A 26,733-nucleotide genomic window follows, 5' to 3' on the forward strand; every position below is an offset into this window, starting at 1 on the left:
GATCACGGGGCGCACGCGAAAGATCGCGCGGATCCTCGCCGACGAGCCGGCCGGGGTTCGTCTCCGCCGAGCCGTTCGCGGCATCGGGCTCCGCGTCGCCGACATCCCCTGACGGCGATCCCGGATCCTGCCCCCCGGCTCGTGGCGCGATGCCGGTCGCGCCGCGCGACATGAACCCGGCCGCGGGCGCAGCCGGGGCATCGCCTCAGAATTTCTCCTCGATCAGCGCCTCGGCCTCCGGCCGCGGCTCCGTCCGGCCGACCGCGGCGGTCAGCATCGGCACCACCTGCTCGGGCGCCTCGGCGACGAGGTAGCTGAGGTCCAGCCCCTCGCGGATGAAGCCGGTGCGGCGCATGTGGTCGAGGAGGCCGAGGAACGGCGCCCAGAAGTCGGCCACCGAGAGCAGCAGGATCGGCTTGGCGTGCTGGCCGAGCTGCGACCAGGTCATCTGCTCGACCAGCTCCTCCAGGGTGCCGATGCCGCCGGGCATCGCCACGAAGGCGTCCGAGCGGTCGAACATCAGCTTCTTGCGGGTGTGCATGTCGGAGACCACGATGGTCTCCTGCACGTCGTCGAGCATCCGCTCGCGCGACTTCAGGAAGTCCGGGATGATGCCGGTGACGTGGCCGCCATGGTCGAGCACCGCCCGCGCCACCGTGCCCATCAGCCCGACATTGCCGCCGCCATAGACCAGCGCGATGCCGGCCTCCGCCAGGTGGCGCCCCAGCGCCCGGGCCGCCGCCTCGAAGACCGGATCGGTGCCGAACCCCGAGCCGCAATACACGCAAACCGTCCGCATCGAGTCTCCGCACCGTTCTGGGCCGCTCTCCGGCCGTCCCTACGCCGTCGCGTCCCACGCAAGTTTCCGGCCGGACCGGCCCGCCGCGTGGTCTCGCCCGGCCTCTCCTGTTACTATGGGGTCGATGGCGCCGGCATGTCGATCGGACGGCGAAAGGTCGCGCGGGGGTCCGGGGTCCCCGGAGCGCCGTCGGCGGGGAGGATGCGTGACCGGGAGTATCGCGCCATGACCAGCGGAAGGACCAGCGGACGGCCGACGACCGAGCTGCGGCGCGGCCTCGTCCTCGGGGCCGTCGGCCTCGTGGCGGGGTTCGTGCTGATCGGCGTCGCGGCGAGCGGCACGCGCCTGTTCTCGCTGGTCTCGCCCGACGCGGAGCCGCCGGTCTCGACGCCCGCGCCTGTCGCGGCGCTGCCGGCCCCTTCTCCCGCTATCTCTGCCCCCGTCGCCCCCGTGCCGGCCGCTCCCGCGCCCGCCGCGCCGGAGGGCACCCCCGCCTTCGACATCGTGCGGGTCGAGCCCGACGGGTCGAGCGTCGTCGCCGGCCGGACCCGGCCGGGGGCCGAGGTCGCGTTGCTGCGCGACGGCCGGCCCTTCGCCAGCACCAGGGCCGATGCCGCCGGGAACTTCGCCCTGGTGCCGCCGACCCTGCCGCCCGGCACCAGCGAGATCACGCTGCAGAGCACCGCGCCGGACGGCACCCGGCTGACCGGCCGCGACAGCGCCGTGGTGGTGGTCGCGCCCGACCGGCGCGCCAAGCCCCTCGTCGCCGTGACGGCGCCCGGGCAGCCGACTGCGGTGCTGTCGCTGCCGGAGACCGCGCCGCCGGGCCCGGCCGAGGCCAAGGTCGCGTCGGAGGCCAAACCGTCGCCCGGGGCTTCAGCCTCACCCGAGTCGAAGGCACCCCCGAAGGCCGAGGCGAGGAGCGGTGCTCCGAACGGCAAGGGCGCGGCCGAGCGGGTGGCGAAGGACGAAGCCCGGCCCGCGCCGGTCAAGGTCGTCGGCGTCGATGCCGAGGCGGGCGGCCGGCTCTACGTCACGGCGCGGGGCGCCCCGAAGGCCGCCCTGCGGCTCTACCTCAACGACACGCTGGTGGCCCCCGGCCAGGCGGGGCCGGACGGCCGCATCGCCTTCACGATCGGCGGCGGGGTCAAGCCCGGCGACTACCGGGTGCGGGTCGATCAGGTCGATCCCGCCTCCGGCAAGGTCGAGACCCGGGCCGAGACCGCCTTCGCGATGCCCAAGGCCCTCGGCGAGGGGTCTTTTGGCGGGAAGTCTCTTGGCGAGAGGTCTTTTGGCGAGCGGGCCCTCGGGGAGCCGGCGCCGGCCGCTCCGGTCAGGGCCGCTCCGGTTCAACCCGTCCCCGCCCCGTCCATGGCCGCCAAGGTCGCTCCCGCCCCGCCGGTGCCCGGGCCGATGGCGGTCCGTCCCGCCGGGCCCTCGCCCGGGGAGGCGCCCGTCGTCGCGGCGGCTCCGCCCGCCTCCCCGGCCACCCCGGCGCCGGGCGCGGAGGCGGCTCTCGCGCCCGCCGATCCCGGTGCGGTGTTCGTGCCCGGCATCAGCACCGCGAAGGTCGCGCGCGGCGACAATCTCTGGAGCATCAGCCGCCGGACCTATGGCCGCGGCCTGCGCTACACCGTGATCTTCGACGCCAACCAGCCGCAGATCCGCGACCCGGACCGGATCTATCCCGGCCAGGTCTTCGTGCTGCCGGCCGAGACGCAGCAGCAGGGCCAGGGGCAGCCGCAAGGGCGGCCGTCCGGGCCGGAGGGGCGGGGCTGACGGCCCCGCCGCTCAGCCGGCCCGCTGGATCAGCGTCGCGTCGAGCAGGTTGTCGAAGCCGCGCTCCTTGAGGCCGATCACCTGGGCGTCGGGCCGCTCCTCGACCACCCGCATCAGCCAGGACGGCGCCGCGAAGCTGCCGCCGTAGCTCTGGCCGTAGAGCCGGGTCCAGCTGCGCACCTCGGTGTAGGCGAAGCCGTGCCGGGCATAGTCGCTCTCCAGCACGCGCAGACGGTCGGAGACCTTCTTCCCGCCGACGAGCGACAGGGCCGCCCGCCACCAGCGCAAGGGCACGAGCCCCGCGTCGCGGTCCTGCACGCCCGCCAGGGCCGCCCAGTTGCGCCCCGCCGAGGTCAGGATCAGCACGCCGCCGGGCGCGAGCGCGTCGATCATCGCGTTGACCGCCCGGGCGAAGAGCCCGGCGTCGAAATGCGTCACCAGCGATCCGACGAAGATCAGGTCGTAGGCGCCCGGCAGCGGCTGGGAAAAATCCTTGCTGCTCGCGATCTCGGTGACGTCGAACTGCGCCACCACGTCCGCGACCTTGCGGGCGTCGAGGTCGGCGACGAACACCTCGGCCTCGGGGAAGAACGTGACGAGGTGGCGCGTCACGCGGCCCCCGCCGCAGGGCAGGTCGAGGATGCGCCGCGGCTCGGTGCGGCCGGTCAGCAGCATCGCCTCGGTGGCGAGCCGCAGGGCCGAGAGGCCCACCCCCCGGTAATGCGCCCGGCCCTCCGGCGTATCGACCAGCATGTCGTCGTGCGGCGACACCGTCATGTCGACGCGGCCCGCCTCGTAGCGGCGCCAGCGGCCGAGGCAGCGTTCGAGCACCGCGGTCGTCGATTCCCCGCCCCAGGACGGAGGCGCGTGCACGGGCAGCAGGGCTTGCCCGGTGCGCGGACGCCGGACATCGCGGGGTGACGGGAGCAGCATGGACGATCCGGGAAGCGGGCAGGAGGCAGGGACGCCGCGGTCGGGGCGGTCTGCGTTGACGGCGTTCTAAGCAGACTTGCGTTGGCAGGCCAACGCTTCGCCCGCTTACATTCTTGTTTCGTCGCAGATTTTAGCCGCCGAACCGGTGCCCGCTTCGGCGAAATCGGCTGAAGCGGGTTTCGCGGGCGTGTCGCCCGGGTTTCCGCCGCCCGGCCGTCCCGCAACCCCGCCGCCGCAGGTCCGGGCCGCGCCGGACGCGCTGTCTTGCCGGATCGTCCTGGCCTATATCCGGCGCCGATCCCGCCCGGAACCGGTCCCTTGTCCAGTCAACAGACCCCCCCGGCCGAGCCCGAGCGGCCCGGCCTCGTCGCGACCTACCGCCGCCTGTGGCCGTATCTCTGGCCCCATGGCCGGCCCGACCTGCAGCGGCGCGTCTTCATCGCCTTCGGACTTCTGCTCGTCGCCAAGGTGGTCACCCTGGCGATGCCGTTCACCTTCAAGTGGGCGACCGACGCCCTGGTGGCTCTGGTGGGCGGCCGCGACGGCCTCGGCAAGGAGGCCGCGGTGCCGACCGGGATCTGGGCGGCGCCCGCCCTGATGATCCTGCTCTACGGTGCCACCCGGATCGCCATGGCGCTGCTGACGCAGGTGCGCGACGGGCTCTTCGCCAAGGTGGCGATGCACGCGGTGCGGCGCCTGGCGCTCCAGACCTTCCGGCACATGCACCAGCTGTCGCTGCGCTTCCATCTCGAGCGCAAGACCGGCGGGCTGACCCGGGTGCTCGAGCGCGGCCGCAACGGCATCGAGGAATTGTCGCGCCTGATGGTGCTGACGCTGGTGCCGACCATCGTCGAGTTCCTGCTCGTCCTCGGCACGCTCGCCTACGAGTTCGACATCCTCTACTCGGTGGTGGTGCTCGTGATAGTGGCGGCCTATCTCGGCTACACCTACAAGGCCACGGAATGGCGCATCGCCATCCGCCGGCGGATGAACGATTCCGACACCGACGCCAACACCAAGGCGGTCGATTCGCTGCTCAACTACGAGACGGTGAAGTATTTCGGCGCGGAAGCGCGCGAGACCTCCCGCTACGACCAGTCGATGGCCCGCTACGAGAAGGCCTCGACCCAGACCTACGTCTCGCTCGCCGTGCTCAACGCCGGCCAGGCGGTGATCTTCACGATCGGCATGGGCGTGGTGATGTGGCTTGCCGCCCGCGACATCATGGCCGGACGGGCGACGATCGGCAGCTTCGTGCTCGTCAACACGATGCTGGTGCAGCTCTCGATGCCGCTCAACTTCATGGGCATGATCTATCGCGAGATCAAGCAGGCCCTGATCGACATCGACGACATGTTCAAGATCCTGCACCGCAACCCGGAGATCGCCGACCGGCCGGGCGCGGCCCCGCTCGCGGTCTCGGACGCGGTGGTGCGGTTCGAGGACGTGCACTTCTCCTACGTGCCGGAGCGGCCGATCCTGCGCGGCATCAGCTTCACGGTGCCGGCGGGGCGCACCGTCGCGATCGTCGGTCCGTCGGGGGCCGGCAAGTCGACGCTGTCGCGCCTGCTGTTCCGGTTCTACGAGCCGCAAGGAGGCCGCATCACGGTCGACGGCCAGGACATCGCGTCGGTGCAGCAGGACAGTTTGCGCGCCGCGATCGGCATGGTGCCGCAGGACACCGTGCTGTTCAACGACACGATCGGGTACAATGTCCGCTACGGCCGCTGGGAGGCTTCCGAGGGGGAGGTGCGGGAGGCGGCCCGTCTCGCCCAGATCGACCGCTTCATCGCCGCCTTGCCGGAGGGCTACGACACGCCGGTGGGCGAGCGCGGCCTGAAGCTCTCGGGTGGCGAGAAGCAGCGCGTCGCCATCGCCCGCACCATCCTGAAGGGTCCGCCGATCCTCGTCCTCGACGAGGCGACCTCGGCCCTCGATTCCTTCACCGAGCGCGAGATCCAGGATGCCCTCGACCGGGTGAGCCGGGGCCGCACGACGCTCGTCATCGCCCACCGCCTCTCGACGGTGGTCGGCGCCGACGAGATCATCGTCCTCGACCAGGGCCGCATCGCCGAGCGCGGCACCCACCTGGCGCTGCTGGACCAGGGCGGCGTCTACGCGGCGATGTGGAACCGCCAGCGCGAGGCGGAGGCCGCCCGCGAGGCCCTGAAGCGGGCGGAATCCCAGGAGGGCGAGAGCCTGCGGACGCATCTGGAGCCGGGCGAGATCCCCGGGACGGTCGCCAAGGCGCCCGAGCCGGCCGCGGTCTCGTGAGGGACGGGGAGCGTGCATCGGCGCTCCCCTGCACCTCGTCTTAAACGGCACCGGGCGAGAATGGGCCCGAACCCGCCGGACCCATCCATGTCGACCGACCTGCCCACTTCGGCCATCCCGCCCGCGACGGCGGCCGTCCCTCGCTCCGGCCCCTTCCTCGTCCGTTTGCAGGTTTCGGCCGCCGCGATCGCCCTGCTGCTCTCCGCCTTCCTGCTGTTCTCGGTCCAGCCGATGTTCACCAAGATGGTGCTGCCGCGCCTCGGCGGCAGCCCGGCGACGTGGTCGGTCGCCCTGGTGGTGTTCCAGGCCCTGCTGCTCGGCGGCTATCTCTACGCCCACCTGCTCGCTCGGCATCTCGGCACCCGCGCGGCGCTCGCAGTCCATCTCGGGCTGATGCTGGTCGCCGCGCTGGCGCTGCCGATCGGCCTGCCGGCAGGCTTCGACCGGCCGCCGGGAGAGAACGAGGCGCTCTGGCTCGTCGGCCTCTTCGCGACCGCGGTCGGGCTGCCGTTCTTCGCCCTTTCGGCGAACGGGCCGCTGCTCCAGGCCTGGTTCGCCCGCTCGGGCCATCCGCGGGCCGGCGACCCCTACTTCCTCTACGCCGCCTCGAATGTCGGCTCCTTCGCCGCGCTCCTCGCCTACCCGCTGCTGATCGAGCCCCTCCTGACGTTGCGGGTGCAGGCCGAGGCGTGGGTTGCGGGCTTCGCGGTCCTCGGCCTCCTCATCCTGGCCTCGGGCCTCGTCTCCGGTACCGCTCTGCCGGCGTCACCGGGGACGCCGGCACCGGCCCTGGCTTCCCCCGCACCGGGCTGGCCACGGCGTTGGGCCTGGATCGGTTTCGCCTTCGTGCCCTCCGCCCTCCTGGTCTCGGTCACCGCCCACATCTCGACCGATGTCGCGGCGGCGCCCCTCCTCTGGGTGGCGCCCCTCGCGCTCTTCCTCCTCACCTTCGTGATCGCCTTCCGGGACGGGATGGGCCGGCCCGGCCCGACGCTCCTGCGCCTCCAGGTCTGGGGCACCGCGCTCGCGCTCGCGAGCTTCGTCGTCGGCGTCGGGCTGTGGGGCGGGCTCGCGCTCCATCTCGGCCTGTTCTTCGTCAGCGCCCTGATCGGCCACGCGAGGCTCTACCACCTGCGTCCGGCTTCCGACCGGCTGACGGAGTTCTACGTGTGCGTCTCGCTCGGGGGCGTGCTCGGCGGCATCGCCTGCGGGCTGGTCGCGCCGCTCGTGTTCTCGCGGGTGGTCGAGTACCCGCTGCTGATCGTCGCCGCCCTGGCCTGCCAGCCGGGCTTCGCTGCCGGCGGCCGCGCCTCGCTCGTCCGGGCTGCGCAGGGCGGTCTCGCGGCGATGGCCGCGGCGGCGCTCATGGTGCTGGCCGGGCGGGCCCTCGGCGTGTCGGCCCTGCCGCAGCTCCTCGCCCTCGCGGGGGCGGGCCTGCTGGCGGCGAGCTGGCGCGATCCGCAGCGCCTCGCCGTGGCGGCATTGCTCGCCCTCGTGGCCGGCCTCTCGGTGATGCGGGCGGACGCGGCGGTGAGCATGCGCTCGTTCTTCGGCATCCACCGCATCGCCGAGACGCCGGACGGGACGATGCGCCTGCTCATGCACGGCACCACGATCCACGGGGCGATGCGGCTCGTGAACCCGGACGGCACCGCCCCCGACGGGCCGCCGGAGCCCCTGGTCTACTACACGCCCGAAGGGCCGCTCGGCAGGGCGATCCGAAGCGTGCGGGCGGCGCGGGGCGGCTCGCTCGGCGCCGTCGCGGTGGTCGGTCTCGGGACCGGCAGCCTCGCCTGCCACCGGGTCGGGGACGAAGCCTGGCGCTTCTACGAGATCGACCCGGCGGTCGCCCGCATCGCCCGCGATCCGGAGAAATTCCGCTTCCTCTCGGCCTGCGGCCCCGACATGCCGGTGGTGCTGGGCGACGCCCGCCTGACCCTCGCCGAGGCGCCGGGCGGCGAGAATCCGGGCGGGTTCGGGCTCCTGATGATCGACGCCTTCTCGTCCGACGCGATCCCGGCCCACCTCCTCACCCGGGAAGCCCTGGCGCTCTACCTCGCCAAGCTGTCGCCCACCGGCGTGCTGGCGATGCACATCACCAACCGCCACCTCGACCTCGGCCGCATCGTGGCCCGGGTCGGTGCGGAGTTCGACCTGTCGACCTTCGTCGCCCGCGAAGCCTTCGCCTTCGATCCGGTGCGGTTCCGTGCCGCGGGCACGGTCGCGGTGCTCGCCCGCGATCCCGCCCATCTCGGCACGCTCGCGGCCGATCCGGCCTGGGAGCGGATCGGCCCCGACCGGGCGCGGCGCCCCTGGACCGACGATTTCTCCAACATCCTCCAGGCGATGGCCGACAAGCACGCGCTCCCGCGCCGATCGAACGATTGACGCGAAGCCACGCGCCTGCCATCCGCGGGCGCTGGACCGGCCGTTCGCGGCCGGGACGACGGCCCGAGGACCGACCCGAGGACTTATGACCGACCTGTTCGAGACGATCCGCCGCGTGCTCGTGCCGATCCACAAGGAGGGCTACCCCTTCATCGCGATCGGCATCGTGCTGACGGTGCTCGCCGGCACCTTCGTGCAGTTCCTCGGCTGGATCTTCCTGCTGCTGACCCTGTGGGTCTGCTATTTCTTCCGCGACCCCGAGCGGATCGTGCCGGTCGGCGACGGGCTGGTGATCTCGCCGGCCGACGGCCGGGTGAACCTGATCAGCACCGTGCTGCCGCCCTCCGAGCTCGACCTGCCCTCGGTGCCGATGCTGCGGATCTCGGTGTTCATGAACGTGTTCGACTGCCACGTGAACCGGGTGCCGGTGACGGGGCGCATCGACCAGGTCCACTACACCCCGGGCCTCTTCCTCAATGCCGAGCTCGACAAGGCGAGCGAGGACAACGAGCGCAACGGCCTCGTGATCGAGACCCGCCAGAACGGCGAAACGGTGCGGATCGGCGTCGTGCAGATCGCCGGCCTCGTCGCGCGCCGCATCGTCGACTGGGTGAAGCCCGGCGACGACCTCACGGTCGGCGACCGCTTCGGCCTGATCCGGTTCGGCTCGCGGGTCGACGTCTACCTGCCGGCCGGGACCCGGGTGCTCGTCGGCCTCGGCCAGAAGGCGGTGGCGGGCGAGACCGTGCTCGCCGACCTGCGCGGGACCGGCCCGGTGCGGCAGTTCCGCCGGACCTGACAGGGGAGGGACCCGAGATGGACGACCTCTTCCCGCCCTTCGCGCCCGAGCCGAACGAGCCCAAATCGACCGATTCGAAGTCGGTCGAACCGAAGTCGCGCCGGTTCAAGCCGGTGCCGGTGCGGATGATCATCCCCAACATGATCACCCTGATGGCGGTGTGCCTCGGGCTCACCGCCGTGCGCTTCGGCTTCGAGGGCAAGTTCGAGCCGGCGGTGATCGCGATCGTCGCCGCCGCGGTGCTCGACGGGGTCGACGGGCGGGTGGCGCGCCTGCTCAAGGGCACCTCGCGCTTCGGCGCCGAGCTCGACTCGCTCGCCGATTTCGTCAATTTCGGCTGCGCCCCGGCGCTGATCCTCTACAGCTTCGTGCTGCACAACCTGAAGTCGCTGGGCTGGATCGTCGCCCTGATCTTCGCCATCGCGATGGCGTTGCGGCTCGCCCGCTTCAACGTGATGCTGGACGATCCTCACCGGCCGGAATGGAAGAAGAACTTCTTCGTCGGCATGCCGGCTCCGGCCGGCGCGCTGACCGTGATGCTGCCGCTCTACCTGCACTTCCTCGGCTTCGAGATGGCGCCGAGCCTCGCGCCCGTCGCGCTGATCTACATGCTGGTGATCGCCCTCATGGTGATCTCCACGGTGCCGACCTTCTCGGGCAAGACCATCGGCAAGCGGGTGCCGCGGGAATACGTGCTGCCGATCTTCGTCGTGACGGTGGCGGCGTTCGGGCTCCTGATCAGCTTCCCGTTCGAGATCCTGGCGCTCCTGAGCCTCGGCTACCTCTGCGCGATCCCGATCGGCGCCAACCAGTACCGGCGCCGGCTCAAGGCCGAGGCGGCGGGCGAGGACGCGTCGGCGGTGTAGTTCCGCAGCGGTTCGATCGCGCCGGGGCGGGGCCGAATCCACTCGGGCTCCATCCCCGACGCTGCGCGGGGCAGCCCACGCCACCGAATGCACGTCACCGAACACCCGTGGCCCGACGTCGCATCGCGGGCCGGCGTGCTGGAACGTCCGGCCTTCCCGCTCGCCCCGGGCCGAATCTTGCGTCTCGCCCCCGCGATTTTTCCGCGGAGTCGCCGGCACTGCCGCGTCGATCGATCGCGTCACGACGAGTTGCTGCTTGCGCATTGTGCCCAACCGCAAGGTCTCACCGTCCAGGCTTGGTCCTGCCCAACACTCTGGTCCGTGTCCTGAGCGTGGCATCCGACCGTGACGGTGCTGCGAGACCTTGGCGGCAGGGATCGGAAGCAGGGCGCCCCGTCCCATGGTCCTGTTTTTCCTATTGGCGTTCGATGCTCTAGTCTCGGGGCGAGCAGCGAATTCGTTCAGGTCATCGGAACTCGGGTCGCAGTACCTCTCCCGGCCGTGATCTCTAAATAGTGAACGGATACGGCCGAGAAATTTGATTTGGAGCCTCTGCGGGATCTGCGGTAAGGGAATTTAGCTGTTCCAAGTGATCGATTTTCAGTTTTGTCTGGAATCAGGCCGAGAATAATGGGCGTCGATGCAACCAGAGGAACCTGCCCCGATTCCCGGTGATCCGCCGGACTTCGCTGTACCGACGGTTGCCGTCCATTCCCGTGCGGAGCAGGAGGCCGGGCAGGTCCGTCTCATCAATCCCAATCCGCCACGGTTGAGCGAACTGACGGGACTGTTCCAGGAGATCGAGGCCATCGGCCGATTCTCCAATTTTGGCCCGATCAACCAACGGCTCGAGCGAGCGCTGGTCCGGGAGATGTTCGGGGACGTCGGGGTCTGCGTCACCGTCTGCAACGCGACACTCGGGCTGATGCTGGCGATCCGGCAGGCGGTGGGCGCGCCGGATCCGCGGCGGCGCTACGCCCTGATGCCGGCCTTCACCTTCGCCGCCACCGCGCAGGCCGCCCTGTGGTGCGGCCTCACCCCGCTGCTCTGCGACATCGACCCCGAGACCTGGCTTGCCGCGCCCGGCGCCGAGCAGGAACTGGTCGCTCGCTACGGCGAGGAGATCGCCGTGATGGTGCCGTGCACGACGTTCGGCGCCCCGGTCGACTTCGCGCATTACGACCGCATGGCCCGCGCAACGGGGGCCGCCGTCGTGGTCGATGCGGCGGCGGCGGTTGGCAGCCGCGATTGCGCGGGACTGAACCTCGGCACCGGGCAGGCTTGGCCCAGCGTCTTCTCGATGCACGCCACGAAGCCCTTTGCCACGCTCGAGGGCGGTTTCGTCTATTCCGCGGACCCGGACCGGATCCGCGACCTGCGCGTCATGGCGAATTTCGGCTTCGCGTCGGGCCGATCGGCGGCAATGCCGGGACTCAATGCCAAGCTGAACGAGGTGACGGCGGCGATGGGCCTCGTCCAGCTCGACCGGCTGGCGGCGATCGTGGCGCACCGGGAGGCGCTGGCCGCGGCCTATCGGGCGATGCTGCCGGATTTTTCGTTCCAGCGCGCCGCCATCGCGGTCCAGGCGCACGTCTTTCTGCCGGCTCTCGTTCCGGCGCGGGGCCGTGCCGGGCGCGACGCGGTGATCCGCCGCGCCGCGGCGGCGGGGATCGAGATCGGGGCCTATTACGATCCGCATCTCGGCGCCCAGCCGTATTTCCGGCAGACCTGCCGGTCCGGCCCGCTCCCTGTGACCGACGCCGTGGCGGACCGGATGCTGTCGCTGCCCCTGCACGACACGATGACGGTCACGGACGTGCAGCGCATCGCGGCCACGCTGCGGGCAATCTGGCGAGAGATCGACCGATGACCCATCGCCCGACCGCGGCCGAGGCGGTGGCGCTCTACGACGCCTTCGCCCGCGATTACGACCGCAGCTTCGACACCGAGCCGATGCGCCGGGTCTACGAGCGCCTCGCCTGGGAACGGGTGGCCGCCCTCTTGCCGCCGACGCCCGGCCGGGTCGTCGATGTCGGCTGCGGCACCGGCCGCAATGCCGAGCGGCTGCGCGCCCTCGGACATGAGGTCGTCGGCATCGAGCCCTCGCCGGAGATGCGGGCGGTTCTCTCGGGCAAGTCCGCCCTCGCCGACGGCTTCATCCTGCGGCCGGAGACCATGGAGGACGCTCCGCTCCCGGAGGCCGGGGCCGATGCGGTCCTGGCCATGGGATCGCTGCAATACGCCGCCGACCCGCGGGGGGCGTTGGCGCGCTTCGTGCGCTGGGCCCGGCCCGGTGCCCCCGTCTGCGTCCTCGTCGATTCGAGCATTGCCCTGACCTTCGAGCTCCTGCGCCTCGGCCGGGGCGAGGAGGCGCTGGTACGCCTCGATGAGGGCTGCGGCGTCTTCGCCCATGCCGGACGACGCTCCGGCGTCCACCTGTTCGATGCCGGGCGCATCACGGCGCTCCTGCGGGAGGCGGGCCTCGCGCGGGTCGAGGCCTGCGGGATCCTGGTCACGGCGAGCGCCCAGGGGCGCGAGGGCTGCGCCGCCGCGATCCGCGCCGACGAGGAGGGTGTGCTCGCCCTGGAGCGCCGCCTGCAGGAGGTGCCCGCGCTGACGGATGCGGGCAAGCACATCCTGGCCTGGGGCTACCGCGACCCGGCCTGACCTTCCGGCGGTCAGGCCTTCGACCGGCGCTCGGATGCCAGCAGGTGGCGCAGCGGACTCTCGCCCGGGGCCAGACGCTGCGCCAACCGGTAGAGCTCCGGGTCGAAGTCCGGGGCCGGAAAGCGGCCGAGTCGCTCCCCCTCGACGATGTAGTCCAGCAGCGGGTTGACCTCCCCCGAAACCTCGTTCCCGTAGATCCTGTGGTACCAGTGCGGCTTGAAGTGCGTGTTGGGGCTCCGGTCCTCGCGCCACCCGAAGGTGCAGAAATGCACCAGGGGATCGATGCCCGCCGAGGCGACGTCGCGGTTGTGGGCGAGGTAATGAACCGGGTCGAACAGGCCTGAACGGTCCAGCAGGTCGATCTCGTCCTCGAAGGTCGGCTCCGGCACCCCGCCGTCGAGGCGCAGGCCCGGCACCCGGCGGGCCTGGGCGCGGATCGTCTCGAAGTCGGCCCGGGTCTGGGCGCGGTCGCGCAGGTAATGCGCGCCGCGCCGGTTCTGGATGTCGACCGCCTTGAGGCCGACCGCGAGCGTATCGTTGCGCTCGCAGACGTAGTCGAGCCCGAGGCTCTTGTAGTGCAGGAGCTTCACCTGCCGTCGCGCCTCGGGTCTGATGCGGCCCGTCGGGTCGGCGGCGTGGCGGCCGTGGCGGTAATTGATCTCGGCGATCGCCTGCGGGTCGAACACCGCCGGCTTGTCGTAATCCGGGGCGCGGGCTCCGCGCACGATCTGGCGCCAGAGGGGCCGCGGATCGGTGGGGAACGCCTCGGCAATCATGTTGTAGCCGACGCAGGTCAGCAGCGTGACCCCGTCCGCCCGGCATTGCCGGAGATATTCCGGCAGGTCCGGATGATGGAGGTGCTCGTCCATCTCCGCCGTGATCACCCAGTCCGCGCTCGTCCGCGACGGTTTCCAGGCGTTGTTCATCAGCGACGTGTAGGTGTCGGCGAAGGACTCGTGCTGGGTCTTCACCTGCGCAACCGTGATCCGCTCGTCGCCCGCCAGGAGATGCAGGCTGTCGTCGCTGGACCCGTTGTCCATGACGTGGATCCTGGTGGCGATATCGCGATAATGCGACAGGAAATACGGGATGATCTTCGCCTCGTTGAGGCACATGCAATACAGGTGGATCTGCATCGACGATCGATATCCCTGGCAAGTCCGGCCGGTGGAGGGGCACGCGCCGGAACGGCGACCGCTCGCACGCGATCTCTACGCCGCCCCCGGCGAGCGGTTTAGGTGGTCCCCCGGACTGGCGCCACCGCTTTCGCCATGGCGTCGACGGCATGACGACGATGTGATGATCGCTCTCCGGTCGCGGCGCTCAGCGCCGCCGCGCCACCAGGAAGAGCCGCGGGAACGGCAGCAGCACCCGCCCGTCCTCCTGCGCCGGATAGGCGTCCCGCAGGGCGGCCTCGTAGCGGGCGAGGTAGGCGGCCTGTTCGTCCGGGGCGAGGGGCGCCAGGAACGGCCGCAGGCCGGTCGATCGCACCCACTCGACGATGCCGCGATGGCCGGGGAGCGGGTGGATGTAGGTGGTGCGCCACAGATCGACGCCGCAGCCCGCCCGCGACAGCCAGGTGTCGTAGTCCTGCACGCGGCCCAGCGTGGTGCGGGCGCCGGCCGCACCGGCCAGCCTGTCGCGGAACGGCGCCTCGGCGGCGACCTCCCGCATCAGCCGGTGCGAGGGCTCGTCGAGGTTGTCGGGCATCTGCACGGCGAGGCAGCCGCCCGGCGCCAGGAACCCCGCGAGGCGCGGAAGCAGGGCGGCGTGGTCGGGCAGCCATTGCAGCACGGCGTTGGCGTAGATCAGGTCGGGCGGGGTCTCGGGCTCCCAGGCGGCGAGGTCGGCCTCGACGAAGGTGCGGTCCGGCAGCGTCCGGCGCGCCTCGGCCAGCATGGCCGGCGAGGAATCGAGGCCGGTGATCGCGGCATCGGGGTAGCGCGCCGCCAGGAGCGCCGTGCTGTTGCCGGGCCCGCAGCCGAGATCGGCTACCCGGGCGGGCGAGGTCAGCGGCACCCGCGCCAGGAGGTCGGCGGCCGCCCGGGTCCGCTCGTCGGCGAAGGCCAGGTACCGGCCCGCATCCCAATCCGTCATCGCGACACTCCCCGGATTCGTCTTCCGCTCCAGCTTAACCGGGATCGGTCCGCCCGCGCGACGCCGTGCCGTGCGCGGCAGGCCTGCCCGGGCGGCAGCCCCCGCGGAGATCCGACGGACATGCTCGAGGAATTCAAGAAGTTCGCCCTGCGGGGCAATGTCGTCGACCTCGCGGTCGGCGTGGTGATCGGCGCGGCCTTCGGCGCCATCGTCACCTCGCTCGTCCAGGACGTCATCATGCCGGCGGTCGGCGCGATCACCGGCGGGCTCGATTTCTCGAACTACTACCTGCCGCTGTCCTCGAAGGTGCAGACCGGGCTGTCCTACGCGGAGGCCAAGAAGCAGGGCGCGGTGATCGGCTACGGCCAGTTCATCACCGTGGCGCTGAACTTCCTGATCGTCGCCTTCGTGCTGTTCATGGTGATCCGCGCCATGAACCAGCTGCAGCGGCGCGAGGAGGTGAAGAAGGAAGACCCCGCCGAGGTGAGGCTGCTCGCCGAGATCCGCGACCTCCTGGCGGCACGGCGCTGACCGCCGCGCCGGACCGGCGTCACGGGCTGAAGATCAGCGTCAGGTAGGCGAGGAACACCACGAGGTGGACGGCGCCCTCCAGCACCGTGGTGCCCTGGCGCGAGAAGGTGATGACGCTGAGGAGCAGCGTCATCGCCAGCACCGCCATCTCGGCCGGGGCCAGGCCCAGCACCACCCGCTGGCCCGAGATCAGCCCGATGGCGAGCACCGCCGGCACGGTGAGGCCGACCGTCGAGGTGACGGCGCCGAGGCACAGGTTGATCGCCCGCTGGAGCTGGTCGCGGCGGATCGCCTTGACGGCGCTGATGCCCTCCGGGGTGAACACGATGGCGGCGATGATGACGCCGCCGAGCGCCGAGGGTGCGCCCAGCGCCTTGATGCCGTGGTCGAGGATCGCCGCCAGGCTCTTCGACAGGAGCACGATCGGCAGCAGGCTGACGAGGAGCAGGCCGGCATGGCGCAGGATCGCGCCTCTGCCGGCATCCGGATGGGCGGCGCGGGCCTCCGGAGCGTCGGCGCCGGGCTTCACGAAGTCGAGGAAGAAGTCGCTGTGGCGCCCGGTCTGGAGCAGCAGGAAGATGCCGTAGAGCACCACCGTCAGCACCGAGAACGCCACCGCCTGCACCACCGTCAGCGACCCGTCGGGGGTCGAGGTGGTGAAGTTCGGGATGATGAGGGCGATCGTGGTGAGCGGGATGATCGCCGCGAGATACGCGCCCGCCCCGTCGAGGTTGTAGTTCTGGCGGTGGTGGCGCAGGCCGCCGAGGATCAGGCCGAGGCCGACGAGGCCGTTCATCACGATCATGATGACGGCGAACATCGTGTCGCGCCCGAGGGTCGGCGCGGCCTTGGCGCCCAGCATCACGGCGGCGACCAGCGCCACCTCGATCACCACGATCGAGAGGGTCAGGATCAGGGTGCCGTAGGGCTCGCCCAGGCGGTCGGCCAGCTCCTCGGCTTCGTGCACCACCCCGAAGGCCGACCACAGGATGACGGCGAACAGCCAGGCGAACAGCCCGGCGGCCACCAGCGGCGCGTCGAGCCCGCCGAGCCAGCCGCCGCCGAACACCGCGAAGGCCGCCACCGTCGCCCACGCCACTCCCAACCGCACGACCATCATCGTCCCGAACGCCCTCCGACTGCCCTGCCCGCCACAAGGGTCGCGCGAGGCCCGGCGTCAAGGCTTAATGTTGCTCGTTCATTGCCGGTGCGCGAAGGCCCAGTACAACTCGCGGGCCTTGGAAAAGAGCGGGCCGGGCGCGAAGGTCCGGTCGTCGAGGGCCGTCACCGGCACGACCTTGGCGTAGTTGCCGACCGAAAACACCTCGTCGGCGCCCATCAGGTCGTCCACCGTCAACGTCGTCTCGACCACCGTGACCCCGGCCTCGCGCAGGAGCGCGATCACCCGGCCGCGGGTGATGCCGGCCAGGAACGTGCCGTTCGCGACGGGCGTGTAGACCACGCCGTCGCGCGCCATCATCACGTTGGCGGTGGCGAACTCGGCGACGTTGCCCAGCGCGTCGCGCATCAGGGCGTTGCCGAAGCCGCGGGAGGCGGCTTCCGCGATCGCCCGGGCGCCGTTCGGGTAGAGGCAGCCGGCCTTGGCGTCGAGGGGTGCGGAATCGGCGGTCGGGCGCCGGAACGGCGACAGGGTGGCGGTGAAGCCGGTCGGCGGCGGCATCGGCGCCTCGTAGAGGCACAGGCACCAGGCGGTCGAGGCCGGGTCGATCCGCACGGCGCCGCCGAGCCCGGACTCGGCCCAGTACATCGGCCGGATGTAGAGCGCGGCATCGGGGGCGAACCGCGCCAGGCCCTCGCGCACCAGGGCGGCCCAGGTCTCCTGTGTCACCACCGGCTCGAGGCCGAGCGCCGTGGCCGAGCGGTTGACCCGCGCGAGGTGGAGGTCGAGGTCCGGCGTCACGCCCTCGAAGGCGCGGGCGCCGTCGAACACCATCGAGGCGAGCCAGGCGGCGTGGGTGCGCGGCCCCATCATCCGCACGTTGCCCGGGTGCCAGGCACCCTCGAAATAGGTCCAGGTCTCTTCCCGTGCCGTCCCGGCCATGTCGCGCTCCCGTTCCCGTCCCCGGCATGATGGCGCGGGGTGGCGCCGGCTGTCCACGCCGGGAGATCTTCGGCCCGGGAAGGGGAGGGGCGACCCGGCCGCAGGTCGGGCCGCCCGTTCGTGCCGGGAAACCGGATCGAGGGTCTACGCGACGTCGAAGTCGCCGGGGCGTCGGGCCAGAAGTTCGAGGGTGCGCACCACCGCCAGGCCGATGCGGTCGGCGTCGAACAGGCCGTCCGGGGTCGCCGGCTCGACGCCGACCGGGCCGATCTGCCCGTCGGGCGTGTCGATCACGACCGCGTAGACGTCGCCCTCCGGGCTCGCCCTGTCGCGCACCAGCGACACCGCGTGGGCGCCGATCTCGCCGTAGCACCGGACATACTGCGCCGGGCTGCCGGCGCGGCCCGGCTTGCGTGCCTCGCCCCGGGCCCGATCCGGATCCCTTTTGGCCGGGTCCTTGGCCGCACGCTGGAAATCCGGACGGATGACGTTGCCCATCTGCCTCTCCCGCTGGTCGCCGATCGGTCCGCCGTGGCTGCTCCTCGGTCCGACCCGGCCCGTCCGGGACCCGGGGCGGTCGCGCGAGCCTCGGCGCGGCGCATCTCCTCCGCGACGTCCCGGGACTGCCCCCGATTCGCCGTGCCCACCTGTATGGCACAACTGGATTGCGTGCGGATTGCGCCGAATGTTGCGAGCGCATGCGGAGATGCCGCCCGCGGCGGGAGCCGGGGCGGCGTGGGAGACGCGGGGACGGGGGGATGGATCAGTCGTCGCGGTGGTGCCGATGCGGGCCGTGCGGCCCGCCGATCGGCCGGCTCAGCAGGGCGGCGCGCTGCTTCTGCGCCTCGTCGAGGGTGGCGTAGAGCGGCTGCGAGGCATCGGCGAGCTTGCGGAGCGCGTCGGCCCGGGCATTCAGGGCGTCCGCCCGGGCCCGGATGGCATCGGGAGCATCCTGCGCGGCGGGGTCGTGCCCGCGCTCGCGCCGGGCCTCGCGCTGCGTCCGGTTGAGCGTGGCGAGGTCGCGCAGGGCCTCCGCCACCGGAGGCCATAGCTTCTCCTGGTCCGGGGTGAGCGCCAGGCCGGCATGCAGAGCCGCCACGCGGGCCTCGGCGAAGGCCTTCGCGTCCTCGCCGCGGGGACTGCGCCGCCCGTCCGGGCCGTCCGCCCGGCTGCCGGCATGGGCGACCCGGATCGGCTGCGTCCCGTCCATGGTCTGCGCCAGGACGCCGTCGAGCATCCCGGCGCTCAGGAGCCCCGCCAAGGCCCCGATGGTCACAGTGCGTCGCATGACACGGTCCTCGCCTGGCGGCCCGACAGGCCGCCGAGGTCGCAGAATGGATTTCGCCCCATGACCTCCACCTCGCCGGAGGATGACGGTTTCGTCATGCGGCGCCCGACCGTGCGGAGCGCCGGGACGCGTTTCACGTCAGGTCACGCTGAAACCGGATCACGATCGGTTCGTTGGCTCGCGAGCCCAATACTCCCAGGGTGTTTATTGGCACCACAGCCGAGGTATTCCCATGCACGCTCCTTCCCTTCACCGCCGCCTCGTCGTCTCCGCCATCGTCTCGGCGGTGGCGATACCGTCCCTCGCCGGCGTCGCCTTCGCGCAGCCGCAGGGCGGTCCCACTGCCGCGGCGACCGGCAATACCGGGGCCCGGATGGGCGAGGCCGAGGCCAAGCACGCCGCCGACACCCTGGCGGCCGGCTCGGCGTCCCTGGCGGCGAGCCGCGTCGCCCTGACCAAGGCCTCTGACGAGCACGTCAAGCAGTTCGCCCGCCTGGAGGTCGCCGAGCAGGAGACCATCGCCGACGTGCTCAAGGCGATGCGCGATCCCGCCCAGGTCGCCACCGGCCAGGTGAAGCCGCCCGCCGAGCCCGAGGTCACCGGCCAGCTCGATCCCAAGGGCAAGGCGATGCTCGACAAGCTCGACCAGGCCAAGTCCGGCAAGGCCTTCGACCGCGAGTATCTCCGCGGCCAGATCGAGGGCCACCAGGCGCTCCTGAAGATCCAGGAGACCTACCTCGCCTCCGGCAGGGACCGGGAGAATCTCGGCGTCGCCAAGCTCGCCCGCGGCCAGATCCGAGAGCATCTGGCGCTGCTGACCGAGATCGAGAAGGCCCTCAAGGACTGACGGCGACTGCGCCCTCGAACGGTCGCGTTCGAGGGCGCGTGACGGTTCGCGTGCGGCGTGACGAACGCCGCGCGTGATCGCCCGTCTTCCAGCCGTCGCGGGCAGCCTCCGGCTGCCGGGGCCGCTCGCCCGGTGCGGCGGTATCGGCGTTCGACACCGGCGTTGTCGGCAGCGGCACCCTGTCTGAAGGCGTCCGTTCTCTCCCGGAGCCTTTTTGATTGCGAGAGTGGACCCAAAACCCTCCATCGTCATCCTGGGTCCGGCGTAGCCGGGAACCCGGGATCCAGAACCGCTGACGAATCAGGAAGAGACGGGACGCTGATCGCCTGATTCTCCACCGTCAGCGATTATGGATCCTGGGTTCCGCTGCGCGGCCCCAGGATGACGCAGTGAAGCGGTAATGCCGGCGCCAGATCGACAGGGTAAGTCGATCAAACAGTTCTCAATGCGAGGCCCCGGCTCGCGGCGTCTCGTGCCATCTTCGTCGGGCCTGCCCGTCGTGGATCCGAGACGGGCAAGCGATGGCGGACGAAGCGATGGCGGACACGCTGCATCCGACACGTCCGCCATCAGGCTCTGACTGGCTGCGGCTCAGCCCTCGGCGGCGCCGCCCATCATCCGCTGCATCTGGGAGAGCTGCGAGATGTGCAGCCGGATCAGCGGCACGGCGCTGCGGGCGATGCGGCGCAGCGCCGGGTCCTCGCCGTTCTGGGCGTAGGAGCCGTGGAGCATCAGCGCCTCGCGGTGTCCTTGGAGCGAGGCATCGACGAAGGCCGCGTCGTATTGCGGACCGCCCTGGAGGCCGGAGAGCCGGCCGAGGATCTGCGACTTCTGCTCGTCCGAGGTCATTCCGCCGGGTGCCCCGCCGCCGGGACCCGGAACGCCCAGAACTCCGCCGACGGTGCCGGCGGCCGCCCCGGCCGCCCCGGCCACGCCGCCCGCCACCGCGAGGGGCGCCGCCACCAGGCCGCCGACGAGGCCGTCGGGGCCTGCCAGGCCGCCGCCCGGTCGGCCGCCGCCGACCGGCACCGCCACGGTGCCGCCGGTGACCGCATCGATCTTGTTGGCGAGGTTGACCTGCTCGGTCACCTCCGCCCGCGCGAAGCGCTTCACCCGCGGGTTGCCGGTCTTGGCATAGGCGTCCCGGGCGGAGTTCTCGAGGAAGAGGCCGCCCTTGGTGGCCATCGCCAGGTAGGCGGGGGTCGGCATGGCGCCCGCCGCGACCGGCTGGGCGACGGCGGTACGGGTGACCGCCAGGGCGGCTGTGGCGGAGACGAGGCCGGCGAGAAGGTGGCGACGGTGCATGAACGGGGCTCCGGGTCGGGACGCGCAACCCGGCGCTCTCGGCCCCGGATGCTCGGGGGGAGTAATTTTCTCGCCATGCCGGCGTTCCGCCGCGCCGGAACCCGACGCGGCGACCGCGGCACTATCACGCGGCGCGCGTCCTCACGCCCGGCGCGGCCACGCCTCCGGCTCGGCCCGCCGCGTCCAGCGCCGCCACGGCCGGCTCATCAGCGCGAAGGCCAGCACGACGCCGGCGCCGTACCAGCCGTGCAGGCTGACGTAGCCGCCTTCCTGCGTCCAGGCGAAGCCGCCGAGGAACACGTAGGAGACGGCCGCCGACAGGGTGCGGAAGGCCAGCAGCCACGGATGCTGCAGGATCGGGTCGTCGTTGACGACGGCGATCCCGAGCCCGGTCAGGGCGAAGAGCACCCCGCCCAGGGGCAATCCGAGAAAAAGCGAGAGCACGGCGCGCAGGAAGAGCCCCGGCCAGTCGCGGCGACGGGCGGTGGCGGGGGCGGCGGGCGCGTCGGTCACGGTCGTGTGCGGCATGCGGCTTTCGGCGCTGGCGGGCCGCGCGTCGCGGCCGGGGCGGATCAAGCCACCAGCGTGTAGCCCAAACCGGGCGGCTCCCTCCAGGGTGTCCGTACGGGAGGGGGCCGGCGACCAGCCGATCCCGCCGGACTCACCCTCGCCTCAGGTCTCGAGCTCGCTGTCCCAGTACAGGTAGTCGATCCAGGTGTGGTGGTACTGGCGGTGGTCGAATTCCGGCTGGCGGCGGTGCAGCTCGTGGCGGCTCGGCCGGCGCGGCTCGTTGAGGAGGGGCATCTCGGCCTCCTCGGGCGTGCGGTTGGCCTTGCGCAGGTTGCAAGGGCTGCAGGCCGCGACGACGTTCTCCCAGCTCGACAGGCCGCCGCGGGAGCGCGGCACCACGTGGTCGAAGGTCAGGCCGCCCGAGGGCAGGCGCAGGCCGCAATACTGGCACGAGAACGTGTCGCGCAGGTAGATGTTGTAGCGCGTGAAGGCGGGGCTGCGCGCCATCGCGACGTAGCTCTTGAGCGCCACCACGCTCGGCACCCGCAGGGAGCGGCTCGGCGAGCGTGCCTCGACGTCGTAGCTCGCCACCAGGGTGACGCGGTCGAGGAACAGGGCCGTGAACGCATCCTTCCACGACCACAGCGAGAGCGGATTGTAGGAGAGCGGCCGATAGTCCGCGTTGAGCACGAGGGTTTGAAGATCCAGCATCATCCTGCCCTGGCGACGGGCCGACCGCAGCGAAGGGGGCCGGCGCGATGCCGGTCCTCGCGGTGCTCGCCAGGAGAGGAGATGGGGACCATCGCCTACCCTCCGAGCCGGTCGGGAAGAGTGGGGGGAAGTGTCGGAGGACACGCCGGATGGCCGCCACGGCCGCTCGGGGAGCGCGCGCCGTGCGGCGCGGCCGGGTTGCGAGCCGGTCGCCGTCTGGGCTGCCGATGAGGCGCGATCACCGCCATCCTCCCGCAGCAGAACGAAAAGGCCGTGTCCATCGAGGGCTTAGTCTAATAGCAGCATGACAGGGTTGTGAAGGTTTCGGCTCGGGGCGTCTCGTCACGCCCCACCGGTTTCGCGCTCCACAGGGACGGCCTCCCGCCCGCTCCCCCGTCGGGGCCTTGGTCGGTGCCTTGCGCGACGCCCGGTCCTGTTCCGTTGCGGCAGGGACCGCCCGGCACCGATTTTCGCCCCATTGATCCGCGATGGGCCGGGCCCGTCGCGTTCGACCGTCCGGCCCCGATGACCTAGTTGGGCGGGGGCTGGCCGGGCCGCCCCGGAGCGGGCCGACGACGGGCCGCGCTGCCGCGCCACCCTCGTCCGCCAGGACGGCGTGGCGGGGCAGGGACGGGGCGAGCGATGTGGATGACGAGACGCCGGTGAGAAGGAATGCGCATGAGACAGCTTCGCCGATGGACGATCGCCCTGGCTGCGGCCCTGCTGAGCCCCGGGCTCGCGGCCGCGCAGGGGCCCGCGGCGAAACCGGAGCGGGCCGTCGTCGCCCAGGCGCCGACCGGGAAGAGTGATCCGAAGGCCGCCCAGCCCGCGGCGGCTCCGCCCGCCGCGCCTGCGGAACCCGCCAAGCCCGCGACCCCGCCGCCCCAGACCCCGATCTCCGAGCAGATCAAGCAGATCCGCGCCCAGCTCGACGCCGAGAAGGCCGACCTCGACCAGCGCGAGCAGGCCCTGACCCATCGCGAGCTGAACAAGGACGACCTCGCCCTCCTGCGCGAGGGCATCCCGCCGGTGGCCGACCGGCTGCGCCAGGTCGTCGACCAGCTCGGCCCCCGGCTCGATGCGGCCAAGGAGCGGCTGAACCAGCTCGGGCCCAAGCCCAAGGAGCCCGAGGGCGCCGACGTGGCGCAGGAGCGGGCCCAGCGCGAGGCCGGCGTCGCCGAGATCGACGACACCCTGCGGCTCGCCCGCTCGCTCCTGGTCCAGAGCGACCAGATCACCGACCAGATCAGCAACCGCCGCCGGGCCGCCTTCACCCGCGCCCTGTTCGAGCGCACCGACGGCCTGGTGAGCCCGAGCCTGTGGCTGCGCGCCACGAGCGATTACGGCCGCGACCTGCGGGCGCTGAAATCCTCCCTCGACGACTCGGTCGTCCAGGTCCAGCGCCGCGGGACCGCCCTCAACCTCGTCCTGCTCGCGCTCGCGATCGGCATCTCGGTGGCGCTCTATGTCGGGCGCCGGCACATCGCCCCGCGGGTCGGCCACCGCTCGGCGACCGACGGGCAGCCGACCCGGTTCGCCCGGGTGATGGCGGCCTGGCGGGTCTTCCTCGTCGGCGCCGTGCCGGCGGTGCTCGGCAGCTTCCTCGTCGGCTACACCCTCGACGTCACCGAGCTGCTGCCGGTGCGCCTCCTGCCCGCCGCGCACCGGATCGTCGCCTCGCTCGCCTTCGTGGCGGTGGTCGAGGCGATGGCCGACGCGCTGCTCTCGCCCGACCGCCCGGCCTGGCGCCTCGTGGCGATGACCGACGCCACCGCCGAGCGGCTGAACCGCCTGATCCTCGCCATCGCCTCGGTGATCGCGGTCGGGCGCACGATCGAGGGGCTGAACGAGGGCATCTCGCTCAGCCTGCCGATCACCATCGTCACCAAGGGCGTGTTCGCCGCCGTCGTCGCGGTGGTGCTGGCCGAGGGCCTGCGCCGCTTCGCGGCCCGGGCCGAGGAGGCCGACGAGGCCTGCCTCGGCCCCTACATCGCCGCCGAATCGACCACCGGCATCGGCGGACCGCTCCGCATCCTCGGCTGGATCGTGGTGGCGGCGATCGGCGTCTCGGCGCTCGTCGGCTACATCGCCCTGTCGTCGTTCCTGATCGACCAGCTGATGTGGACCGCGATCGCGGCGGCGATGCTCTACCTGGCGATCGCGAGCGTCGACGCCGTGGTGGCCTCCGCCCTCCAGGACGATTCCCGCATCGCCACGACGCTCCAGGCCAATACCGGCCTGCGCAAGCGCTCGCTCAACCAGATCGCGGTGCTGATCTCGGGCTTCGTCCGGGTGGTGCTGCTCACCGCCGCCGGCGTGCTGCTGCTGGCCTCCTGGGGCGTCGATTCGACCGACCTGTTCAGCTGGGCGCAGGCCGCGTTCTTCGGCTTCACGGTCGGCGGGGTCACGATCTCGCTCTCGACCATCGCCATCGCGATCGGGCTGTTTACGCTGGGCCTCGTCATCACCAAGGCGATCCAGCGCTGGCTCGAAAACACCTACCTGCCGGCCACCGACCTCGATCCGGGCCTGCGCAACTCGATCTCGACGGTGAGCGGCTATGTCGGCTTCCTGCTCACCCTGGCGCTGGCCTTCTCGTATCTGGGCCTGAGCCTCGAGAAGCTCACCATCGTGGCCGGCGCCCTGTCGGTCGGTATCGGTTTCGGCCTGCAATCGATCGTCAACAACTTCGTCTCCGGCCTCCTGCTGCTTTGGGAGCGGCCGATCCGGGTCGGCGACCTCGTGGTGATCGGCGACAACGAGGGCTATGTCCGCCGCATCAGCGTGCGCTCGACCGAGATCCAGACCTTCGACCGCTCGGCGGTGATCGTGCCGAATTCGAACCTGATCTCCGGCGTGGTGAAGAACCGGGTGCGGGGCGACCGCACCGGGCGGGTCACGATCACGGTCAGCGTCCTGCGCAACCAGGACCCGGTCCATGCCGCCGAGCTGATCGTCGGCTGCGCCAAGGCCCATGCCGACGTGCTCAAGGAGCCGCCGCCCCGGGTGGTCTTCCGCAAGATCGGCGATCCGTTCCTCGAATTCGAGCTGATCGCGATGATCACCGACGTCGGCTCGCAGGCGAAAGTGCAGAGCGACCTCAACTTCGCGGTGTTCAAGACCTTGTCGGAAGGCGGTCTCATCCCCAATCTCGGACCCGGATCGAGCATCGTCACGGTTCAGGGGCTCGACGCGATGCAGGACGCCATGGGGCAGATCGCCCGCATGACCCTGCCCGGCGCCGTCCGCCCCGAGAGCCGTCCCGAGACTCGCCCGGACCCCGAGGCCGAGCGCCGCAGAACCCCCGAGACCGTGCCGTGACCGCCATCCCCGCCGCGCTGAGGCGCCTCGCCCTCCTGGTCCTCCCGGCCGGCCTCGCCGCCTGCTCGGCGACCGAGGCGACGCGGGTGCCGAGCGCGGCGGGGGCGGGACCGAGCCTGTACTGGCCGATGGCGGCGACGGGCGCCCAGATCGATGCGGGCGCCGCCCGCGACATGATCGCGGCCTACCGCAGCAACAAGGGCCTCCCGCCGCTCGCCCTCGATCCCGGCCTCCAGCGCCTCGCCGAGACCGAGAGCGCCGCCATGGCGGCCGCCGGCCGCCCGAGCCAGGCCGACATCGTCAAGACCGTGGCGGCCCGGATGGGCTTCCCCGAGCCCGGCGCCAACCTCTCGGCCGGCTACCACACCCTCGCCGAGGCGTTTTCCGGCTGGCGCGAGAGCCCGTCCCACAACGCCGTGATGCTCGATCCGACCGCGACCCGGATGGGCATCGCGACGGCCTACGCGCCGGGCTCGAAGTACAAGGTGTATTGGGCGCTGCTGGTGGCGAAGTAGGCACCCGCCAAGACGGTCGACGGGCTCGGCCGGTCCGCGCGCGCCTCACTCCGGCTTTCGCGCCACGCTCATGAGGTTGCCGACGTTGAGCGCCACCCCCCGCCCGCCGAGGCCGAGCGCCTCCGCCGCGGCGAGTGTGGCGGGTTTGAGCCGGCCGGGCAGGGGCAGCAGGCGCAGCCAGTAGCGCAGCGGGTAGCGGTTGCGGATCGCCCCGATGGCGATGTCGCCAAATCCCGCCTCGCCGAGCAGCCGGCGCAGGCTCGCCGGGCAGAAGAGCTGCATGTGCTCGATGTCGATGATCGGCGAGCGGCGGCCGAGCAGCCGGTTGATCGGCGCCCGGTAATCGTGGGTCACGAAGGCGATCAGCCCGCCGGGCCGCAGGAGGTCGTAGGCGGCCCGGGTCAGGGCGCGGGGATCGGGGACGTGCTCCAGGGTCTGGAAGCAGCAGATCAGGGACAGGCTGCCGGGGGCGTGCTCGCCGGGCTCGAACACCCCGATCCGCAGATGCGGGCGGAGGCCGGCCGGGGCGGCTTCCGCCGCGGCGTGCGAGGGCTCGATCCCGATCACCTCGGCAAAGCCCAGCCGCTGCAGGTCGCGCAGAAAGATCCCGCTCCCGGCGCCGATCTCGAGGGCGGTGCCGCCGCGATGCGCCGGGCGCAGATACGGCGCCAGGGCCTCGGCGTAGGTGCGGGCGGCGAAGCGCGCCTCCTCGGCGCTGTCGTAGCCGGCCTCCCGGTAGGCGTGGGCGAGGGCCTCGGCGCTCGGGGCCTCGGCGGCGAACACGGTCTCGCACGTGCCGCAGCGCACGAGGCGGAACGACATGTATTCGGGCGGCTTGCGGGAGGCGAAGCTCAGCGTGCCGATCCGGGCCGGATCGATCGAGGCCGACAGGAAGGGATGCGCGCCGCGCTCCGGCGCGCCGCAGACCGGACAGTCGCGGCCCGTGAGCCCGTCGAGGAGCGCGGCCGGCGCGGTGGGATCAAGGCGGTCCGGGGTCACGGGCGCATCTCGTCTGTCGCGGGGTGGCGGGAGGGGAGGGCG

General features: G+C 71.8%; 23 protein-coding genes. 11 read left to right on the top strand and 12 right to left on the bottom strand.

The window, feature by feature from the left end; genetic code table 11:
• Positions 1-205 precede the first annotated feature (205 nt).
• Positions 206-799, bottom strand: coding sequence for an LOG family protein (locus tag miv_RS08805; protein ID WP_048427874.1), 594 nt, complete (start codon positions 797-799; stop codon positions 206-208).
• A 225-nt stretch (positions 800-1,024) separates the two neighbouring features.
• On the opposite strand from miv_RS08805, the gene miv_RS08810 reads away from it, so the two are divergent.
• Complete coding sequence (locus miv_RS08810) at positions 1,025-2,578, top strand: LysM peptidoglycan-binding domain-containing protein (protein WP_207182314.1); 1,554 nt, start codon at positions 1,025-1,027, stop codon at positions 2,576-2,578.
• Between the two features lie 12 nt (positions 2,579-2,590).
• On the opposite strand, the gene miv_RS08815 is transcribed toward miv_RS08810, so the two are convergent.
• Positions 2,591-3,511 (bottom strand): class I SAM-dependent methyltransferase, encoded by a 921-nt coding sequence (locus tag miv_RS08815; protein ID WP_048431093.1) that lies wholly within the window; start codon positions 3,509-3,511, stop codon positions 2,591-2,593.
• A gap of 318 nt (positions 3,512-3,829) precedes the next feature.
• On the opposite strand from miv_RS08815, the gene miv_RS08820 reads away from it, so the two are divergent.
• From miv_RS08820 to miv_RS08845, 6 genes are all read left to right on the top strand, one after another.
• Complete coding sequence (locus miv_RS08820; RefSeq protein WP_244748924.1) at positions 3,830-5,785, top strand: ABCB family ABC transporter ATP-binding protein/permease; 1,956 nt, start codon at positions 3,830-3,832, stop codon at positions 5,783-5,785.
• A gap of 87 nt (positions 5,786-5,872) precedes the next feature.
• Positions 5,873-8,173, top strand: a complete 2,301-nt coding sequence (locus miv_RS08825; protein ID WP_244748925.1) for a fused MFS transporter/spermidine synthase family protein — start codon at positions 5,873-5,875, stop codon at positions 8,171-8,173.
• A gap of 85 nt (positions 8,174-8,258) precedes the next feature.
• Entirely contained in the window at positions 8,259-8,972 is a 714-nt protein-coding gene (locus tag miv_RS08830) for a phosphatidylserine decarboxylase (protein ID WP_058616870.1), read from the top strand.
• A 17-nt stretch (positions 8,973-8,989) separates the two neighbouring features.
• Entirely contained in the window at positions 8,990-9,838 is an 849-nt protein-coding gene (pssA, locus tag miv_RS08835) for a CDP-diacylglycerol--serine O-phosphatidyltransferase (RefSeq protein WP_058616869.1), read from the top strand.
• A gap of 640 nt (positions 9,839-10,478) precedes the next feature.
• Positions 10,479-11,708, top strand: a complete 1,230-nt coding sequence (locus miv_RS08840; protein WP_207182315.1) for a DegT/DnrJ/EryC1/StrS family aminotransferase — start codon at positions 10,479-10,481, stop codon at positions 11,706-11,708.
• On the top strand, positions 11,705-12,505 hold the full coding sequence (locus miv_RS08845) for a class I SAM-dependent methyltransferase (protein ID WP_207182317.1): 801 nt from the start codon (positions 11,705-11,707) through the stop codon (positions 12,503-12,505). The genes miv_RS08840 and miv_RS08845 overlap by 4 nt, the downstream gene beginning before the upstream one ends.
• A gap of 11 nt (positions 12,506-12,516) precedes the next feature.
• Here miv_RS08845 and miv_RS08850 read toward each other — a convergent pair whose 3' ends face one another.
• Together miv_RS08850 and tam are read right to left on the bottom strand one after the other, a co-directional pair.
• On the bottom strand, positions 12,517-13,641 hold the full coding sequence (locus tag miv_RS08850) for a glycosyltransferase family 2 protein (RefSeq protein ID WP_207182319.1): 1,125 nt from the start codon (positions 13,639-13,641) through the stop codon (positions 12,517-12,519).
• A gap of 187 nt (positions 13,642-13,828) precedes the next feature.
• Positions 13,829-14,602, bottom strand: a complete 774-nt coding sequence (gene tam / locus miv_RS08855) for a trans-aconitate 2-methyltransferase (RefSeq protein ID WP_207182321.1) — start codon at positions 14,600-14,602, stop codon at positions 13,829-13,831.
• A 120-nt stretch (positions 14,603-14,722) separates the two neighbouring features.
• Here tam and mscL point away from each other — a divergent pair, with 120 nt between their 5' ends.
• Positions 14,723-15,133: a large conductance mechanosensitive channel protein MscL gene (gene mscL / locus miv_RS08860; protein ID WP_048431089.1), complete on the top strand. Its 411-nt coding sequence runs from the start codon at positions 14,723-14,725 to the stop codon at positions 15,131-15,133.
• 19 nt (positions 15,134-15,152) lie between these two features.
• On the opposite strand, the gene miv_RS08865 is transcribed toward mscL, so the two are convergent.
• The 4 genes from miv_RS08865 to miv_RS08880 form a co-directional block, all read right to left on the bottom strand.
• Positions 15,153-16,244, bottom strand: coding sequence for a calcium:cation antiporter (locus miv_RS08865; protein WP_420865476.1), 1,092 nt, complete (start codon positions 16,242-16,244; stop codon positions 15,153-15,155).
• Between the two features lie 87 nt (positions 16,245-16,331).
• Positions 16,332-17,195 (bottom strand): branched-chain amino acid aminotransferase, encoded by an 864-nt coding sequence (locus miv_RS08870; RefSeq protein ID WP_058616864.1) that lies wholly within the window; start codon positions 17,193-17,195, stop codon positions 16,332-16,334.
• Positions 17,196-17,339: 144 nt separating this feature from the next.
• Positions 17,340-17,693, bottom strand: a complete 354-nt coding sequence (locus tag miv_RS08875) for a hypothetical protein (protein WP_053221143.1) — start codon at positions 17,691-17,693, stop codon at positions 17,340-17,342.
• A gap of 265 nt (positions 17,694-17,958) precedes the next feature.
• Positions 17,959-18,483: a Spy/CpxP family protein refolding chaperone gene (locus miv_RS08880; RefSeq protein ID WP_244276520.1), complete on the bottom strand. Its 525-nt coding sequence runs from the start codon at positions 18,481-18,483 to the stop codon at positions 17,959-17,961.
• Positions 18,484-18,715: 232 nt separating this feature from the next.
• On the opposite strand from miv_RS08880, the gene miv_RS08885 reads away from it, so the two are divergent.
• A complete protein-coding gene (locus miv_RS08885; RefSeq protein WP_048461364.1) occupies positions 18,716-19,330 on the top strand; it encodes a DUF4142 domain-containing protein in 615 nt (204 codons plus the stop codon).
• Between the two features lie 591 nt (positions 19,331-19,921).
• Here miv_RS08885 and miv_RS08890 read toward each other — a convergent pair.
• The 3 genes from miv_RS08890 to miv_RS08900 form a co-directional block, all read right to left on the bottom strand.
• Positions 19,922-20,635 (bottom strand): DUF4142 domain-containing protein, encoded by a 714-nt coding sequence (locus miv_RS08890; RefSeq protein WP_058616862.1) that lies wholly within the window; start codon positions 20,633-20,635, stop codon positions 19,922-19,924.
• Between the two features lie 141 nt (positions 20,636-20,776).
• Positions 20,777-21,163 (bottom strand): hypothetical protein, encoded by a 387-nt coding sequence (locus miv_RS08895; RefSeq protein ID WP_207182323.1) that lies wholly within the window; start codon positions 21,161-21,163, stop codon positions 20,777-20,779.
• A gap of 144 nt (positions 21,164-21,307) precedes the next feature.
• Positions 21,308-21,856 (bottom strand): HNH endonuclease, encoded by a 549-nt coding sequence (locus tag miv_RS08900; protein WP_048431169.1) that lies wholly within the window; start codon positions 21,854-21,856, stop codon positions 21,308-21,310.
• 678 nt (positions 21,857-22,534) lie between these two features.
• Between miv_RS08900 and miv_RS08905 the strand changes: the two genes are divergently transcribed.
• Together miv_RS08905 and miv_RS08910 are read left to right on the top strand one after the other, a co-directional pair.
• Positions 22,535-25,177, top strand: a complete 2,643-nt coding sequence (locus miv_RS08905; RefSeq protein WP_207182324.1) for a DUF3772 domain-containing protein — start codon at positions 22,535-22,537, stop codon at positions 25,175-25,177.
• Entirely contained in the window at positions 25,174-25,692 is a 519-nt protein-coding gene (locus miv_RS08910; protein WP_048461361.1) for a CAP domain-containing protein, read from the top strand. Before miv_RS08905 ends, miv_RS08910 begins: the two co-directional genes overlap by 4 nt.
• Before the next feature lie 45 nt (positions 25,693-25,737).
• On the opposite strand, the gene miv_RS08915 is transcribed toward miv_RS08910, so the two are convergent.
• Positions 25,738-26,691 carry a class I SAM-dependent methyltransferase gene (locus miv_RS08915; RefSeq protein ID WP_207182326.1) on the bottom strand — a complete coding sequence of 318 codons (954 nt, stop codon included), beginning with the start codon at positions 26,689-26,691 and terminating at the stop codon, positions 25,738-25,740.
• Between the last annotated feature and the right edge of the window lie 42 nt (positions 26,692-26,733).

The organism is Methylobacterium indicum (assembly GCF_017347565.1).
In the GTDB taxonomy this organism is placed as follows: domain Bacteria; phylum Pseudomonadota; class Alphaproteobacteria; order Rhizobiales; family Beijerinckiaceae; genus Methylobacterium; species Methylobacterium indicum.